Genomic DNA, 14734 nt, shown 5'->3' on the forward strand with positions numbered 1-14734 from the left:
TGGTCAGAGCCTTGTTCTGTCAACCCCTGGTCGCCAGAGTGGAGTGCCGCGTGGTGTGACCGTTCGGTTCGCGCTCGGGGGAGCCGGAGGCGGCGACGGCGCGTGCGACTACTCGCAGCGTGGCGTCAATCGCCCAATTATGTCCACTTAGTTTCAATTGCGATCCTCCTCTGTCGGCGGATGCTCGGTACAGCGGCAAGAATCAGCATCACTGCAGGTCAACTACTGTTCGTTTTGGAGTTTGGGGCCCCCGGGTCGAATCCGGGTCGAATCCGCGCCCTTTTTTTAGGCTGTTGAGCGTGTTGCCGCTGGTCAGGGTGGTGTGAGGTCGCGTGCTGGTTCGCCTTGCGGTGGGGGTGGCGCGGCGAGGCGGTGGTCGGCTGCCAGGGGCGGGGCTGACCAGCGGATTCTTCGCTGCTGGTGGCGGTCGCCTTTCGTGATCATGTCCTGCGGAAATGTCTTCAGGCGGAACAGCTGATGCGTGACGGCCCGGGATTGATGGTTCCTGGCCGAAACCGACCTGCCGAGCGTTTCAGGGGTCGTCCAGGTGCCGAAGACGGTGGACTCGGGCGTGGAGCGGGGCTCAGAGGTGTTGCCGACGTTCGGGTCGTCGGAGAAGTGGGACTGGGTGGTCAACGTGTGGAAGCCGGGCGCGCTGACGATGGAATGTCCGTGAGTATCTTCCCTCGCAGATTGGGTTGCTGGTCGAGGGGCGGGCATGGGTTCCTCGGGTCGCGGATGGGCAGGGACAGTGCTGCGGGGCAGGGCTGCAAGGCGGGTGAATGCGCTGGTCAGCTCGGGTCGCCAACGCCAGGTAGCGGAGATCCGGAGGCAGAGTCGGCGGCCTCCGCGGGTGATGCGGGCGGCGGCGCGCAGCAGCCGGTAGCGGAGCTTCTTCGGCTCGGCGGTGGCCAACTCGCCGTCCAGCAGCAGGGCCTGGGTCCAGACGAGCAGGCGGATGCGCTCCTCCACGCGGGCATGCGTGCGGTAGCGGGCCTCCAGGCGTTGCGCGGTTCCCCCACCCGTGACTGGGGTGTCGGTGAGAAAGACCAGGTGCGCATGCCTTCGTCGAAGTCGAACAGGGACAGCCGGGCACCGGGATGCGGACGCTCACGCCGCACGATGACGCGGGTGCCGTCGGGGTAGCCGGTGAGGTCGATCATGCCGGTCAGCTCGGCGGCCGCTGCTCCGTCGCGCAGGGATCCGTCCTGTTCCAGGGCCGGGTGCCAGACCCGGTCGGGCAGGGCCCGGATGTGGTGCAGGAAGCACAGCAGCGGGTGGTAGCCGAAGCCGCGCTTGCAGGCGGCGACTGCCTGCTCCTTCTCGGAGTGGCTGGTGACCAGGGGGGCGTCGAGAGGACCGATGTCGGCGAGAAGACGCCAGGCGGTGGGTGTGGGGGCGACCGGGCCGAACACCTCGCGCTGGTCACGCAGGACAGCGAGGTCAGTGATGGTCTCGCCGCCGTCGGCGAGCATCACGGCCAGGTCGACCGCCACCCGGCCGGGGGCGTGCCGTGCCGCGCGGCCGCAGCCGACGCAACGCGCTGGTGAAGGCGCTGGCCGCCCGGTGATTTTGGCTGGATCGGCCGGCAGACGGGATCCGGCATGGCTGACCACCCCGCGACCGTCGGCCGAGACGACGAGTCGGGGACGTGACCCGGTGGTGTGCACGCGGAAAGTGCCTTCCCCCGCGAGACGACAGAAGCCTTGGGTAAGCCCTGTCGTCCCAGCTCAGAAGGCACTTTCGCTATGCCGCTCATGATCCGGACACGAACCCCGAGTGAAACGCGCGGGCTGGGGCGTGTGCCCGTGCCCGTTGCCTCGCCGCCGGGCTCAGAACCCGGGGAAGACCCTGCGCAGGTCGTCGAGGGTGACGGTGTCGCCGGTGAGGGTCACGGAGGGCGGGGTGTGGGCGGGGGCGTGCCGGCCGGCGACGAGTCGCAGCCACCACTCGGCGGGAGCCGTCAGCACGGCGTCGGCGTTCTCGGGTTCGCCGGTGAGCGCGACCGTCTCGCCGACCGAGAGACCGAAGGTGCGCTCGGGTGCGGTGGTGTGCACCGCGACGGCGACGGGGCGGTTCTCCAGGGCGTCCGCCTTGCCGATGAAGCCCAGCATCATGCCGGCCTGGTCGAGGAGCGGCCCGGTCGCGGCGGACGCCAGGGTCGTCGACGGGTCGAAGGCCGCCTCGACGTCCCACGAGTGGTGGGCGAGCTCACCGAGCCGGAGCCCCGCCGCGGTCGCGACGTCCACCGGCGCGGGCAGGAAGCCGAGGTCGATCCGGAGGTCGCTGCGGGCCCCCGCGTCGAGGCCCTCGTAACGTTCGACCAGCGCCTGGTCGGCGGTGACGAAGCCTTCGGCGCGCTCGGCCGGGGTCATCGCGTCCCAGCGGGCCCACACCGACTTGTTGAAGTCGCCGTCGGGGGCACCCGTACCGCCCGTCGCGCCCTCCAGTGCGGCCAGGCCTATTTCGGCGCCGCTGCCCAGATGGCCGAGCACCTGGGAGACGTCCCACTCCGACGCGCCGGACGGGCGGGTGAGATCGGCCGCGGTGAGTCTGCGCACCACGGCGGCAAGGTGGTCGTGCCCGCTGCGCAGGGCGTCGATGATCCGGTCTGTGGCTTCGGTCATGTTCTTTTCCCCAATGAAGGCGATCTGATTCGGTGTTGTCGTCACACGGCTGCCGGTGTCACACGGCGGTCTGGAACGAGCGCTTGGAGAAGCCGATCGTGTGCACCGGCCGGTCGGGGTGCGCGGCGGCGCCCAGGGTGATGAACGGCGGGATGTAGTGGTCGACGTTCGGATGGGCGTACGGCATACCGGGCGCCGTCGTCCGGAACGCGGCGAGTTCGTCCACAGCGCCGCGTGCGAGGGCGTCGGCGGCCCAGGCGTCGAAGTCGGCGGACCGCCCGGGACTTGGCCTTCGAAGATCGGCAGGGGCGAGTCGGGTGCCATGCTGCTCGCCTCGAAACTTGTGCTGGTGCAGGCCGGTTCGACCAGCAGCATCCGGATGCAGTGTTCGCGAAGCTCGTCGATCACCTCCCCGACCAGGGAGCGGACCGAGTTGTCGTCGGCCACGTCGAGATCGAGGAACGTCACCCCGGCGAGCGGCTCGGCCTTGGCCGCGTTGCGGCTCGTGCCAACCACCGCGAAGCCGGCGCCCACCAGGGCGAGCGCCGCCGCCCGCCCGATCCCGGAGGAGGCACCCGTCACGAGGGCCATTCGGGGAACTGTCTGCATGGCGGTTCCTTCGGTTGTGGGCATGACCGACACGGTGCACCGGGCCTGCAAGTCCGTGAGCTCAGGATAGTTGTGTACTGAACAGTCAGAAACCTATGCAGTTCCGTACTGAGTTGTCAAGAAGGGCAGGTCGGCTTCACCTTCCGCATATGGCGAGACCGTGAAGCTTCGGCCGCGACCACGTCTTCCATGCCGCCGAGCGGCAGTTCCGCGCCTCGGGCTAGCATCCGCGGCATCGATGTCGTAGGCGCATACGGCCATAGCCCCGACCGCCTGACCTCGTTAGTAGAAAGCGCGTTCACCCTGCTGCCCCACCCCCGCCACCACTGACAAGGGCACGGCCGACCTCGTCGCGCAGGCATCCGATGCGGCCGGCCCACCTCGACGCCGCGCAGGCGCGCTCGCATGCGCTCGGTCACCGCCGTCGCGACCGCGGAGAAAAGGTAGAGCCCCCCACCGCACTTGACAACTCAGTACAGAACCGCCTAGCTTTCCGACTGTTCAGTACACAATTGTCCTGAGCTCACCGGACGGGCTGCGTGCACGTCTGGCGCCATCACCGTCCCGTCGCTCTACCTCCACGGGGCCGACGACAACTGCTTTTCCGTGGAGTTGAGCGACAGCATGGACGACCTGTTCACGAACGGCACAGGGCACTTCCCGCACCTCGAACAGCCCAAGACGGTCGCCGACCACATCCTGGGTTTCCTGAACGGCCGCCCCCGCCAGCCACCCAGAACTCGAAGGGCTGACCGAAACCATGACCGACAAGGAAAGGCAGGAGGCCACGGCCGTGACGACTCCTTTCGTGGAAAAGCACCGCGGCACCGAGGCCATGCTGGCCCTCCTCGACGCGATGGACCAGATGCCGAGCGCCAGCCTGCTGCGGGCCCGCTCCTACGAGCTGCTGTCTCTTGTCCCGGGCTCGTCCGTCGTGGACGTCGGCTGCGGTGGCGGGCGGGCCGTCGCCGAGCTGGCCGAGCGTGGCGTCCACGCGGTGGGCGTGGATCCCGATCCGTGGATCCTGGCCGAGGCCCGGAAACGGTGGCCGGAGGCCGAGTTCCGGGAGGCGGGGGCGGAGGATCTGCCGTTCGCCGACGGAAGTGTGCGCGGCTACCGTGCGGACAAGGTCTTCCATTTTCTTCAGGAGCCGTGGCGCGCGGTGGCGGAAGCGCGGCGCGTCCTCTGCCCGGGCGGCAGGATCGTCCTGGTCGGGCAGGACTGGGACGCCATCATGGTCGACTCTGATGACGCGGCGCTCACCCGCACGATCGTGCACGCCCGCGCCGACCTCCTGGGCACGCCCCGTGCCGCCCGCCAGTACCGCAACCTGCTCCTGGACGGCGGCTTCAACGACGTCACCGTCGAGGTGCACACCAGCGTGTTCACCGATCCCGCGATGCTGCCTCTGCTTACCGGGCTCGCCGAGTCGGCCTGCACGATCGGTGCCGTCGGCCGTGACCAGGCCGATGCGTGGCTCGCCGAACAGCGCCGACGCGCCGAGGCCGACCGCTTCCTCATCGCCCTTCCGTACTTCGTGGCTGCCGCCTCCGCCTAGAGAGCAGATGGAGCACGGGCCGCGGGGATCCGCCGGGCCCCGGGCGTTTCGTGTCGGTGGTCGGTCCGACCGGATGCGGGAAGTCGACTGTGCTGACGTCGTGGCCGGGCTGCGCGACCCGTCCTCGGGCAAGGTGCTCATCGACGGCGAACCGCTCAAGGGCCTCAATCGCACAGCGGGCTACATGTTCCAGCAGGATGGACGGTCATCCGATCGGGTTCCGAGTGCAAGATCATGCTGGGGAGGAGCCGTGTAGGCCGGTTTCACCGTGATGTTCCGAATCGGAGTCGGCACTGGAAGCCGAATTTCCCGACCTTGCTGTGGAGTCACTGCCCACTCCTCAGCTCAGGCGCGGCTGCTGAGGAGCAGTACCGACAGGCGATCGCGCGGCGCAGCCGCACACCGATCCGCGGCGGGCTGGGCCGCGCCCATCTCCTTCATGGCGAATGGCTGCGCCGTGCGCAGCGTCAGCGCGACGCTCGTGCCCAACTGCGTATCGCCCATGAGCCGTTCTCCGCAATGGGCATGAACGCTTTCGCCCGGCGGACCGCGCGTGAACTACTGGCCACCGGTGAGGAGGCCCGCAAACGGAGCGTCGAGACCAGCAGCGAACTGACCGCGCAGGAAGCCCAGATCGTGCGACGGGCAGCGCGTCGGGCCGGTCCGCGCGGTCGCGTACCTCGGGACAGGCCGCGAGAAGGTATGAGGCCGTCTCAGGCCGACAATGTCCGCTCGATGACGAGAGGCCTCCTTCGTACCGCACCCCTATCACGCGGCGACAACGGCCGAGCCCGTCGGCCGCTCCACGCTACGTCGACCCAAAGCCCGAACGCCGCCATAAGAGCGGGCGCCAGGGGACGTCGTACCCCGGACCGAGCGAACAGCACGGCGGCCAGCCAGTCGGCCGCCGGCCCGGACGCCCCGGCGATCGTCCGCACGCCGAAGAAGCCCATCGGATACGGGGACAGCAGGCTGTAGTTCGCGGTGTGCAGCGCGCCGAACCAGAACAGTCCGTACGCCGAGTCGCCGTGCTCGGCGGTGAAGCGCGCCCAGGTGTCCTGGGCCGCGAGATCACCGCTGTCGTTGGTGTGGAAGAAAGGCCCACATGACATACAGCGGGAGCATCGTCCCCGTGGCGAGCAGAGGGTCGCCCCGTTCGGCGATGGACAACTCGACGGCGACACGCGGGCAGGGAAGGGGAGCGACAGCGCATGCCACGGGGGAGCACCGCGCGGGCTGTCAGCGGCCGTCGTCTGAATCTTTCGCCGTGGCCCCACGTCGTCCCCCTCCCCGCCCGCAGCCGGACCTCCCCACCATTACCGACCTGACCTGGGCCCATCCGGATCCGCCCAGCGCGCGAGGCGGGGAGGGCCCGCGTAGATGTGATGGTGTGGACCTACTCGGCTCGCGAGTCTGTGTGCCCCTGGAACGGCGGTTCGCCTGGAGCCAGGCGAAGAACGACCCTCGCTGACTCCGGCCCTGGCGGCCCGAGGCCGGACAGCAGTTCTCCGGTGCGCGGGTGGCGGGTGGTGAGGTCCATCGCAGAGGACGACCCGTCGCGGATGCGGCGGGGCGAGACGGTCACGGTGGAACGCCGGAGATGCCCTGCTTTCCTGCGCTGATTCGTGTCCTGAGAACAACAGTCATCGCAGGTAGCAGGGCATCTCCGGGGTTGGGTCCAGGCTCAGTGGGCCATTACGGGCTCGCCCTCGGACGGCTCCAGGGCCCGGTTCGGGATCAGGAGCGCCGCGATCACCGCACCGACCACGAAGAACCCGGAGCCCCACGCCAGGGTGGCCGTGTAGCTCTCGACCCCGGCCTGCGCCGCGGCCAGCGCGCTGGGCTTGTGCGAGGACAGGTAGTCGGTCGCGGCCGACGAGGCAATGGTGGTCAGCAGTGCCGTGCTGATCGAGCCGCCCACCTGCTGACCGGTGTTGACCAGGGCCGAGGCGACGCCCGCGTCCTCGTGGTGCAGGCCTGAGGTCGCCCCCTGGAACGCGGTGGTCATCACCGCGCCGAGGCCGAGGCCCAGCAGGATCAGGCCGGGCAGGATGTGGGCGGCGTAGGTGCTGTCCAGCTCGAGCCGGGTCAGCAGGGCCATGCCGGAGGCGGCGACCAGGAAGCCGGCGGTGATCACGATCTTCGGGCCGACCCTGGGCAGCACCAGCGAAGGCAGCGTGGTCGACGAGGCGACGACGGCCGCGACCATCGGCAGGTACGCCAGACCGGTCTTGATCGGCGAGTAGCCGAGGCTGGCAGCGAAGTAGTAGGTCAGGAACAGGAAGATCGAGAACATTCCCATGCCGATGACGAACACCGCCGCGAACGAACCGCCGCGGGTGCGGTCCAGCACGACGCGCAGCGGCAGCAGCGGATGCGCGACCTTGGTCTCCAGCCAGACGAACACTGCGAGCAGTACCGCGCCGACGATCATGGAGCCGAGGGCGAGAGGGTCGGTCCAGCTGGTGGACTCGACGTGCGCGAACCCGTAGACGACGGCGAACAGAGCGGCGCTCACCACGACGATGCCCGGGATGTCGAGTTTGGGCTTCTGGGTGATCACGGGCTTGGCCAGCAGCAGCAAGGCACCGATGAGGGCGGGGACCGCGAAGACGACGTTCACGTACATCACCCAGCGCCACGACGCCCATTCGGTGAGCATGCCGCCGACCAGCAGCCCGATCGCGCCGCCCGCACCACCCAGCGCACTGAAGATGCCGAAGGCCTTCGCCCTTTCGGACGGTTCGGTGAAGGTCACGCTGAGCAGGGAGAGTGCCGCGGGCGCGAGCAGTGCGGCGAAGAGGCCCTGGGCCACACGTGCCGCGACGAGGATCTCGAAGCTGCCGGCCGCGCCGCCGAGAACGGATGCGGCCCCGAAGCCTGCCAGGCCGATCACGAAGAGGGTGCGTCGGCCCAGCAGGTCACCGAGTCGGCCGCCGAGCAACAGCAGGCTGCCGAACGCCAGCGCGTACCCGGTGATGACCCACTGCCGGCTGCCGTCGCTGAAGCCGAGGTCCTGCTGGGCCTCGGGCAGAGCGATGTTCACGACGGTGGCATCGAGCATGACCATGAGCTGTGCCAGGCCGATGACGGCCAGCACCCACCAGCGCACGGCATGGGAGCCGCGAAGGCCCGAGTCTTTCTTTCCGGAGGCGGGCGCCCCGCGGTCGATGCTGGTACTCATCTTTTTCTTTTCCCTTGCTTGCTGAGGTGAGGTGAGCGGGTGACGGGCTTACTTCGGTGATCTTCTGGGGGCCGTGTCGGTGTCCGCGGTGGCCAGCGTGCTGTTGATGTAGTCGCCGGCCAGTGCGCCGGCCGCTGCGGAGGGCCCGACCTGGGCGACCGGATCGGTGGCGTTCAGCACTTGCCTCGAAGGGGCCAGTCACGCTGCTGCGGCGGCGATATCCAGACTTTTCATCCGCGCACTCTTGGCCCTCGTCTTGGCGAGCAGCCGGCCGACGACCGGCAGCCGGCCGAGGCGGATCATCACGGACCGAAGCAGCAACTCGGCGCGGTTGCCTGGAGTGAAGAAATTGCGCTGGCTCACAGCGCTGCCGAGATGGTGGGCGATGAACGGGCGCAGGTGGTCCTCCCAGTCCTGCAGCGCTCGTGGCACGTCGTGCGGGTGGCGTTCCAGCATGGTGCCGAGCAGGTCCGCCCCGGCCAGGCCGGTGGATGCCCCCATGGCGGAGTAAACGGTCAGGCACCACGCGGCGTCGCCGACGAGCACGACTCGGCCGCGGTGCCAGTGGTCGAGGTGCACCTGCTCGGCGGAGTCGAACAGGTGGTCCGGGGCCTTCTCGAACTGGTCGAGCAGCCAACCGAGCGTGGAGCCGGTGGGCTCGGGGCCGTAGGCGGCGCGCAGCGAGTCGATGGCCGGCCGGGTGAACTCGGCGTCCACGTCGTCGGTGCGATAGGAGAACATCACCGACGGCGGACGGTCGGCGAACGAGAACACCCACACCGATCGGCCCGCCTCGATCATGCTCAGCCCGTCCTGTGGGCGGTAGCCGGGTATCTGCTCGGGCAGTCTGTACACGGCGATCATGTAGTTCAGCCGACGGATCGGGCTCTGCTCGGGCTCGAACGCAAGCCGGCGCACCGTCGAGCGCAGTCCGTCTGCCCCGACCACCAGGTCGAACCGTTCGACGGTCGTCGTCTCCGTCGTCAGGTCGCGGATCTCGACGTCCACCCCGTCGAGGTCCTGGTCCAGCGCGGTCGGCACGGTCGAGTACCGGATCTCGACCTCGTCGGGCAGGGCGGTGAAGGCCGCGTCCTCGATGTCGCCCCGCAGTACCATGCGAGACCCGCCGAACACATCGGCGTAGCCCACACCGCGGCGCCGCCGGCCCGTGCGGGCGATGTCGTAGCTCACGCCTTCCGGAGCGAAGCGATTGGGCACCGCATCGGCGAAGCCCAACCGTTCGGCGGCGGCGAGCCCGGTCCCGAACAAGGCGATGAAGTATCCGCCGCGGCGCCGCTCGGGGGCCTTCTCCAGCACCACCACGTCCCAGCCCGCCCGATGCAGTCGCAGCGCGGAGGCGATCCCGCTGATCCCGAGGCCGACCACCAGGGCCCGCTGTCGCGATGGCGAGTTCTTGTCCATGGGATTGTGCTCCGACACTGTCGTGTCCTCCATCTGGTGGGGGGTGGGGTCGGCCGTTCAGGAAGCCGAGGATGTGGGGTCGTCGAGGCGGGCGAGGAAGTCGAGGAGGGTGGCGTTGACCTCGGCGGGACGCTCCTGATGCCTGCTTGCCGGGCAGCACTGAGAACCGTCTGGGAACTGATCAGTTTCCAGACGGGAAAGCAGATCGGTTTTCTCGCCGGTGAAGGTGGGGCGGGCGGGTGACGGGCTGAGATCTCAGCGCCTGGGGATCATCGTGTGGCCGCTGTGGGGCTTGCCTCGGTGCTCGCCTGGAGGGCAGCGTCGGTGTCCGCGGTGGCCAGCGTCCTGTTGATGTAGTCGCCGGCCAGTGCGCCGGCCGCTGCGGAGGCCCCGACCTGGGCGACCGGATTGGTGGCGTTGCCGGCCACCCACACACCCGGTACCTCGGTGGTGCCGGCCGTGCCGGAGGCGAAAGTGCGGCCCGTCGGCAGGTCCTGCATCGGCAGGCCCAGACCTTCCAGGCCCTTTGTGCGGGCCTGCATCTGCGTGACGACCGCGAGGACGCGGCGGGCCACGACCTGCCCGTCGGCCAGGCGCACTCCGGCGAGGGCGCCGTCGGTGTCGTTGACAATCTCGGTGACCGGGGTGTCGATGACGCGGATGCCGCGGGCGGCGAAGCGGGCGCGGCTGTCCTCGTCCAGGTCGGTTTCGCGGGTGAAGTAGGTCAGGTCCTCGGTCAGCTGACGGAACAGATAGGCGTGGCCGACGGAGGCGGGGCCGGTGGCGAGGATGCCGATGGGCTCGTCGCGCACCTCCCAGCCGTGGCAGTACGGGCAGTTCACGACACTGTGTCCCCAGTGCTCGGCGAGCCCGGGCACCTGTGGCAGCACATCCTTCACGCCGGTGGCGACCAGGATGCGGCGGGCGGTGATGGGGTGGCCGTCGGCCAGGGTGACGGTGAAGCGCAGGTCCCCGTCCGCCGAGGGGGCGGCGGGCTCGGCCGAGACCACCTCGCCGAACACGACGCGTCCGCCGTACTGGCGCACCTGCTCCCGGCCCCGCCGGAGGATCTCGGACGGCGGGGTGCCGTCCAGGGCGAGCAGGCCGTGCACGGCCTCCGCGGGCGCGTTGCGCGGGGAGCCGCTGTCGATCACGACGACCGAGCGGCGGGAGCGGGCGAGGATCAGTGCACCGTTCAGCCCCGCGGCGCCCCCGCCGATCACCACCGCGTCGACGGTCCCCTCGGCCAGTGCGTCGCTCTCGTACGCAGCAGTCGTCACAGCCGTGGTCTCCTGCGTTTCCTTGTCGTTCATGGCTCGGTCAGCCCTTCGAGTTCTGGGTGGTTGGAGGGGTCAGCTGTTCAGGAAGCCGAGGATGTGGTCGGCGACCGTCTTGGGCTGTTGTGGAGAGCCCGGCCCCGGTTTGCTCGGGACGGTCGTGATGTACAGATCCCGTACGGCGATGAAACGCGCCGTTGCCAGGCTCGCGGGGATCAGACCGGGCCTTGCCGACCCTGGGACGGCGTCGCAACGCCGGGCGGCGCGGAGGAATTCGAAGGCATGGATTGCCCTCGATCGCGCCAGGCGTGCACGCAGCCTGTCCGGTGGGCTCAGGACCGTTGTGTACTGGACAGTCAGAAACCTAGGCGGTTCTGTACTGGGTTGTCAAGCACGGCAGGTCGGCCCTCGCTCACCACGACGATGCCCGCAATATTGAGTTTGGGCTTCCATGCGGTCGCGGGTTTGGCCGGCAGCGGCAACGCACCGATCAGGGCGGGGGGCCGCGAAGGCGGCGTTCACGTACATCCCCCACCGCGACGACGCCCGTTCGGTGAGCATGCCGCCGGGCGGCAGCCCGAACCGCTCGATGGTTTCGGGCCCGTAGATGCCGGCGAAGTCGAGGTGGGGGACGGCCTGAGTCGTGGCGCTTCCTCATGTCTGGGCGGGAGGTGCCGGTCGTTTGGGGTCAGGCGGCGTCGCGCAGGATCCGCGCCATCTCGTCGGGGCGCTCCATGGCGGAGAAGTGGCCGGTGCGGGGCACGGTGATGCGCTGAACGTCTGCCAGCGCGTTGGCCACGCGGTCGCGCTCGGCGGGCTTGGACCAGTCGTTCTCGCTGTAGACGAGGGTGACGGGTGCCGACACGCGCGGATAACGCTCGCGGGCCCGGTCGAATCCCTTGAGGCTGCGGAAGATGGCTCGGGACACCTTGTCGTAGCCCTTGCGGCGGCCGCTTCGGGACAGCTCAGCGAGGAAGTCCTCAGGCAGCTTGCTCTTGTCGACGTAGCCGCCCCGCAGGATGGCCCGCAGGACGGGCAGTGGCTCGATGGTGGCGAACAGCGGGCCCAGCACGGGCATCAGCACCGCGGTTATCATCACGCGGGCGATCCAGTTCCCCCGCTTGCCGCCCTCGGGGTAGTCGTAGCTGTTGAACGCCACGACCCGGCTGACCCGGTCCTTCAGGTCGTTCGATGCCGACAGGGACAGAGCGCCCCCGAGTGACTCACCCGACAGGGTGACGTCGTGCAGGTCCAGTCCGCGGACGAACTCGACGACCGCGGCCCGCAGCTGCGGCTCCTCGTACTGTGCGCCGGGGACGATGTCGGACCATCCCATCCCGGGCAGATCCAGCGCGTAGACCGTGTAGTGGTCCCACAGCTGCGGGATCACCCGCTGGAAGTAGTCCAGCTGGCCGCGCACGGTGTGCATCAGCACGAGCGCGGGGCCGGTGCCCACGGTGTAGTAGCGCAGCCGCGAGCCGTCGGCGCGAGTGAAGAACCGCACCTCCCCGCGGCCGTTGCTCCAGGTCCTCGTGTACGTCGCGTCGGGAAGCTCGTTGCGTTCCATGGTCTTGTCCTTTCAGGTGAGGAGCACGCCCAAGTGCGGGCATTCTCCTGATTTGTTCGGTCTGTGAAGTTGATCAGGATTCGGATGCCGGCGTGAAGAACCACAAATTCTTGACCTCAAGGTCAAAAATCAGGGCGTAAAAAGGCCCGGCGCCCGGAGGGTTGTGTCTCAGAGGCCCGCGAGGGATGTGTCGATGATCCGGTACAGTGCCGGCCGGTCGAACGTCCTGGCCATGACGCGCAGCCCGGCGAGGGTGGTCTGCAGGAGCATGGCCTGCGCCTGGGCGTCGACGTCCTCATCGACGTCACCGTCCCGCTGGCCCTGCTGGATGCGGGCGGCGAACAGCTCGATCACACCCTCCTGCAGGCGGTGCACCGCACGGGTGACCTCCGCGTCGCGCCCCCCGAGCTCGCCGACCGTGTTCTGGGCCAGGCACCCGCGGCGCACCGGCCCGTCCAGGTCCGCGTCCATCAGCAGCGTCAAGTAGGCGCGGATGCGCTCCTTGGCAGTGCCCGGCTGCGCCAGGCACTCCACGGCCCGCTCGGCCTGCATCAGGCTGTAGCGGTCCAGCGCCTTGTCGAACAGCTGACGCTTGGAGCCGAACGAGTGGTACAGGCTGCCCTTGGCCACCCCGGTCGCCTCCACGAGGTCGGCCGGGGAGGTGTCGGTGTAGCCCTTGGTCCAGAACGTCTCCATCGCCTGCGCGATGACCGCGTCCGGTTCGAAGTTCTTCGGTCTTCCCATGCCCCTACCGTAGCAAGTATTTGACCTGCAGGTCAAATACTTGGGTCCAGGCCGACGCCGAAGAGCAGTGAGGCCCTCTCCCCGGATGGAAGACGACGGGTCAGAGACACGCACTGATCGAGACTCCGCGTGGACCAGGTAGGGGCCGGTTCGGTGCCGCATCTTTCTGAGTTGGAAGGACGCATGTCGTGCGGAAGAAGATGGATCCCAAGCTGAGGGCCCGAGCCGTCCGGCTGATGCTGTAGCACCGTGGCGAGTACCCGACCAAATACCGCGCCGGTGCTGACGGATTGACGGCGGCGAGGAGCCCGGGGTCACGATCGAGGGGAACGGGGAGATCCGCCGGCTGCGGGCGGAGAACCGTCGGCTGCGTGAGGACGTGGTGATCCTGAAGGCGGCCACAGCTTTCTTCGTCGGGGAGCTCGACCCCCGCAACGGCTGATGGTCGCCTTCATCGACGAGCAGGATGCACCTGACGGTTCTGACCGACCGGGTTGACGGTTGCATTGCTGGTCACCGGGCGGAGATCCTCCCCATCCCGCCGTCCGCGACAACGCCATGTCCGAGTCGGCCCCGCGCCGCCCATCCCGGTGGTCTCGCCGCGAGGGTCGAGGTGACCGACGTCGGGGACGACCTGCAGCGCGTGCGGGGCGGCCAACCGATGTCGGTCGTCGACCTGCGGGGGAGGGGGAGGAGGATGCCGCCGTCGTCGGCACCGTGGAGCTGCGGCAGGGGCATCGCGATCGGCCGATGAGTGGAGTGCCGAACAGTTCTGCGGCACAGATGAATCCTGACGTCCACCACTGACAGCCCTGGTCGGCCAGGCTCAGCGCAGCGTGTCCGCCCAGTTCGCCGGCACGCGCCCCGCCGGTCCCGGTGTGGGCTGGTCGGCAGGGTGGGCGGCCGGGGGAGCCAGGGCCGGACCGGACTCGTAGAGCTCGGACGTCTCGAAGTTCCAGAACCACTCCTCACCCGGCTCGAAACTCTGCACCAGGGGATGCCCCGAGTCCCGGAAGTGCCCGGTCGCGTGCTGGCCGGGGGAGGAGTCACAGCACCCCACGTGCCCGCACTGGGCGCAGCGCCGCAGATGGAACCACCAGCCGCCCGCCGCGTCGCACTCCACACACCCGTCACCGCTCGGCGGCACGCTCGGGTCGATCCCCTTGACGTCGGTCATTCCGGCTCCTCGGTCGTGTCGTTGTCCACGGCGGTCAGCGGAAGCAGCACCTGGAAGCGGGTGTCGCCCGGCGTCGACTCCACCTGCAGCGTCCCGTGGTGCTTGTTGACCACGATCCGCCAGGAGATGTCGAGCCCCAGCCCCGTCCCCTCGCCCACTGGTTTGGTGGTGAAGAAGGGGTCGAAGATCCGCCCCCGGATGTCCGGCGGGACCCCTGGCCCGGTGTCCCGGAACTCCACCAGTAGCCGGTCGTGGTCGAGCGCGGTCCGGACGGTCAACGTCCCTTCCCCGCCGACGCTGTTCATGGCCTGCACCGCGTTGTCGATCAGGTTGGTCCACACCTGGTTCAGTTCGGCCGGGTAGGCCGGAATCCTCGGCAGGGTCCGGTCGTACTCCTTCACGACCTTGACCTGGGGACCGATCTTCCCCGACAGCATCAGCAGGGTGCTGTCGAGGAGTTCGTGCACGTCGGCCACCTGGTAGGGGGCGCGGTCCAGCTGGGAGTACTGCTTGGCGGCGTCGACGAGGTGCGAGATGCGGGTGGTGGAGTCCTCGATCTCGGACATCAA

General features: G+C 69.0%; 13 protein-coding genes and 4 pseudogenes. 3 read left to right on the forward strand and 14 right to left on the reverse strand.

What is annotated here, in order from left to right:
• Nucleotides 1-873 precede the first annotated feature (873 nt).
• From ACIBVL_RS42980 to ACIBVL_RS42995, 4 genes and pseudogenes are all read right to left on the reverse strand, one after another.
• Nucleotides 874-1670, reverse strand: a pseudogene (locus ACIBVL_RS42980) (hypothetical protein); the annotation flags it as partial.
• A gap of 162 nt (nucleotides 1671-1832) precedes the next feature.
• Complete coding sequence (locus ACIBVL_RS42985; RefSeq protein WP_399106722.1) at nucleotides 1833-2627, reverse strand: maleylpyruvate isomerase N-terminal domain-containing protein; 795 nt, start codon at nucleotides 2625-2627, stop codon at nucleotides 1833-1835.
• A 58-nt stretch (nucleotides 2628-2685) separates the two neighbouring features.
• A complete protein-coding gene (locus tag ACIBVL_RS42990; protein WP_399106726.1) occupies nucleotides 2686-2853 on the reverse strand; it encodes a hypothetical protein in 168 nt (55 codons plus the stop codon).
• Between the two features lie 176 nt (nucleotides 2854-3029).
• A pseudogene (locus tag ACIBVL_RS42995) lies at nucleotides 3030-3260 on the reverse strand (SDR family NAD(P)-dependent oxidoreductase); the annotation flags it as partial.
• Between the two features lie 811 nt (nucleotides 3261-4071).
• Here ACIBVL_RS42995 and ACIBVL_RS43000 point away from each other — a divergent pair.
• Entirely contained in the window at nucleotides 4072-4794 is a 723-nt protein-coding gene (locus ACIBVL_RS43000; RefSeq protein ID WP_399106724.1) for a methyltransferase domain-containing protein, read from the forward strand.
• Nucleotides 4795-4829: 35 nt separating this feature from the next.
• Nucleotides 4830-4993: pseudogene (locus tag ACIBVL_RS43005) on the forward strand (ATP-binding cassette domain-containing protein); the annotation flags it as partial.
• Between the two features lie 146 nt (nucleotides 4994-5139).
• On the opposite strand, the gene ACIBVL_RS43010 reads toward ACIBVL_RS43005, so the two are convergent.
• From ACIBVL_RS43010 to ACIBVL_RS43045, 8 genes are all read right to left on the reverse strand, one after another.
• Nucleotides 5140-5298, reverse strand: a complete 159-nt coding sequence (locus ACIBVL_RS43010) for a hypothetical protein (protein ID WP_399106700.1) — start codon at nucleotides 5296-5298, stop codon at nucleotides 5140-5142.
• Between the two features lie 209 nt (nucleotides 5299-5507).
• Complete coding sequence (locus ACIBVL_RS43015) at nucleotides 5508-5906, reverse strand: hypothetical protein (RefSeq protein ID WP_399106702.1); 399 nt, start codon at nucleotides 5904-5906, stop codon at nucleotides 5508-5510.
• A gap of 572 nt (nucleotides 5907-6478) precedes the next feature.
• Nucleotides 6479-7978 (reverse strand): MFS transporter, encoded by a 1500-nt coding sequence (locus tag ACIBVL_RS43020; protein WP_399106704.1) that lies wholly within the window; start codon nucleotides 7976-7978, stop codon nucleotides 6479-6481.
• 48 nt (nucleotides 7979-8026) lie between these two features.
• Entirely contained in the window at nucleotides 8027-8158 is a 132-nt protein-coding gene (locus tag ACIBVL_RS43025) for a hypothetical protein (protein WP_399106706.1), read from the reverse strand.
• A gap of 18 nt (nucleotides 8159-8176) precedes the next feature.
• Nucleotides 8177-9433 (reverse strand): FAD-dependent monooxygenase, encoded by a 1257-nt coding sequence (locus tag ACIBVL_RS43030; RefSeq protein WP_399106708.1) that lies wholly within the window; start codon nucleotides 9431-9433, stop codon nucleotides 8177-8179.
• 236 nt (nucleotides 9434-9669) lie between these two features.
• The gene (locus tag ACIBVL_RS43035; protein WP_399106710.1) at nucleotides 9670-10713 is read right to left on the reverse strand and encodes an NAD(P)/FAD-dependent oxidoreductase; all 1044 of its coding nucleotides are present in this window, start codon (nucleotides 10711-10713) and stop codon (nucleotides 9670-9672) included.
• Nucleotides 10714-11365: 652 nt separating this feature from the next.
• Nucleotides 11366-12244 (reverse strand): alpha/beta fold hydrolase, encoded by an 879-nt coding sequence (locus ACIBVL_RS43040; RefSeq protein WP_399106712.1) that lies wholly within the window; start codon nucleotides 12242-12244, stop codon nucleotides 11366-11368.
• Between the two features lie 168 nt (nucleotides 12245-12412).
• Nucleotides 12413-12988, reverse strand: a complete 576-nt coding sequence (locus ACIBVL_RS43045; protein WP_399106714.1) for a TetR/AcrR family transcriptional regulator — start codon at nucleotides 12986-12988, stop codon at nucleotides 12413-12415.
• Between the two features lie 289 nt (nucleotides 12989-13277).
• Between ACIBVL_RS43045 and ACIBVL_RS43050 the strand changes: the two are divergent.
• Nucleotides 13278-13450: pseudogene (locus ACIBVL_RS43050) on the forward strand (IS3 family transposase); the annotation flags it as partial.
• Between the two features lie 364 nt (nucleotides 13451-13814).
• Here the strand turns inward: ACIBVL_RS43050 and ACIBVL_RS43055 are convergent.
• Nucleotides 13815-14165, reverse strand: coding sequence for a UBP-type zinc finger domain-containing protein (locus ACIBVL_RS43055; protein ID WP_399106716.1), 351 nt, complete (start codon nucleotides 14163-14165; stop codon nucleotides 13815-13817).
• A partial coding sequence (locus tag ACIBVL_RS43060) for a sensor histidine kinase (RefSeq protein ID WP_399106718.1) occupies nucleotides 14162-14734 on the reverse strand: 573 nt, incomplete at its 5' end. The genes ACIBVL_RS43055 and ACIBVL_RS43060, both read right to left, overlap by 4 nt.

It is taken from the genome of Streptomyces sp. NPDC049687, from assembly GCF_044465285.1.
Taxonomy (GTDB): Bacteria; Actinomycetota; Actinomycetes; order Streptomycetales; family Streptomycetaceae; genus Streptomyces.

Coding starts and splice junctions, on each gene's coding strand:
- ACIBVL_RS42985 (WP_399106722.1), bottom strand. CDS start 2,627: ATGACCGAAGCCACAGACCGGATCATCGACGCCCTGCGCAGCGGGCAC.
- ACIBVL_RS43000 (WP_399106724.1), top strand. CDS start 4,072: ATGCTGGCCCTCCTCGACGCGATGGACCAGATGCCGAGCGCCAGCCTG.
- ACIBVL_RS43010 (WP_399106700.1), bottom strand. CDS start 5,298: ATGGGCGATACGCAGTTGGGCACGAGCGTCGCGCTGACGCTGCGCACG.
- ACIBVL_RS43015 (WP_399106702.1), bottom strand. CDS start 5,906: ATGTCATGTGGGCCTTTCTTCCACACCAACGACAGCGGTGATCTCGCG.
- ACIBVL_RS43020 (WP_399106704.1), bottom strand. CDS start 7,978: ATGAGTACCAGCATCGACCGCGGGGCGCCCGCCTCCGGAAAGAAAGAC.
- ACIBVL_RS43030 (WP_399106708.1), bottom strand. CDS start 9,433: ATGGAGGACACGACAGTGTCGGAGCACAATCCCATGGACAAGAACTCG.
- ACIBVL_RS43035 (WP_399106710.1), bottom strand. CDS start 10,713: ATGAACGACAAGGAAACGCAGGAGACCACGGCTGTGACGACTGCTGCG.
- ACIBVL_RS43040 (WP_399106712.1), bottom strand. CDS start 12,244: ATGGAACGCAACGAGCTTCCCGACGCGACGTACACGAGGACCTGGAGC.
- ACIBVL_RS43045 (WP_399106714.1), bottom strand. CDS start 12,988: ATGGGAAGACCGAAGAACTTCGAACCGGACGCGGTCATCGCGCAGGCG.
- ACIBVL_RS43055 (WP_399106716.1), bottom strand. CDS start 14,165: ATGACCGACGTCAAGGGGATCGACCCGAGCGTGCCGCCGAGCGGTGAC.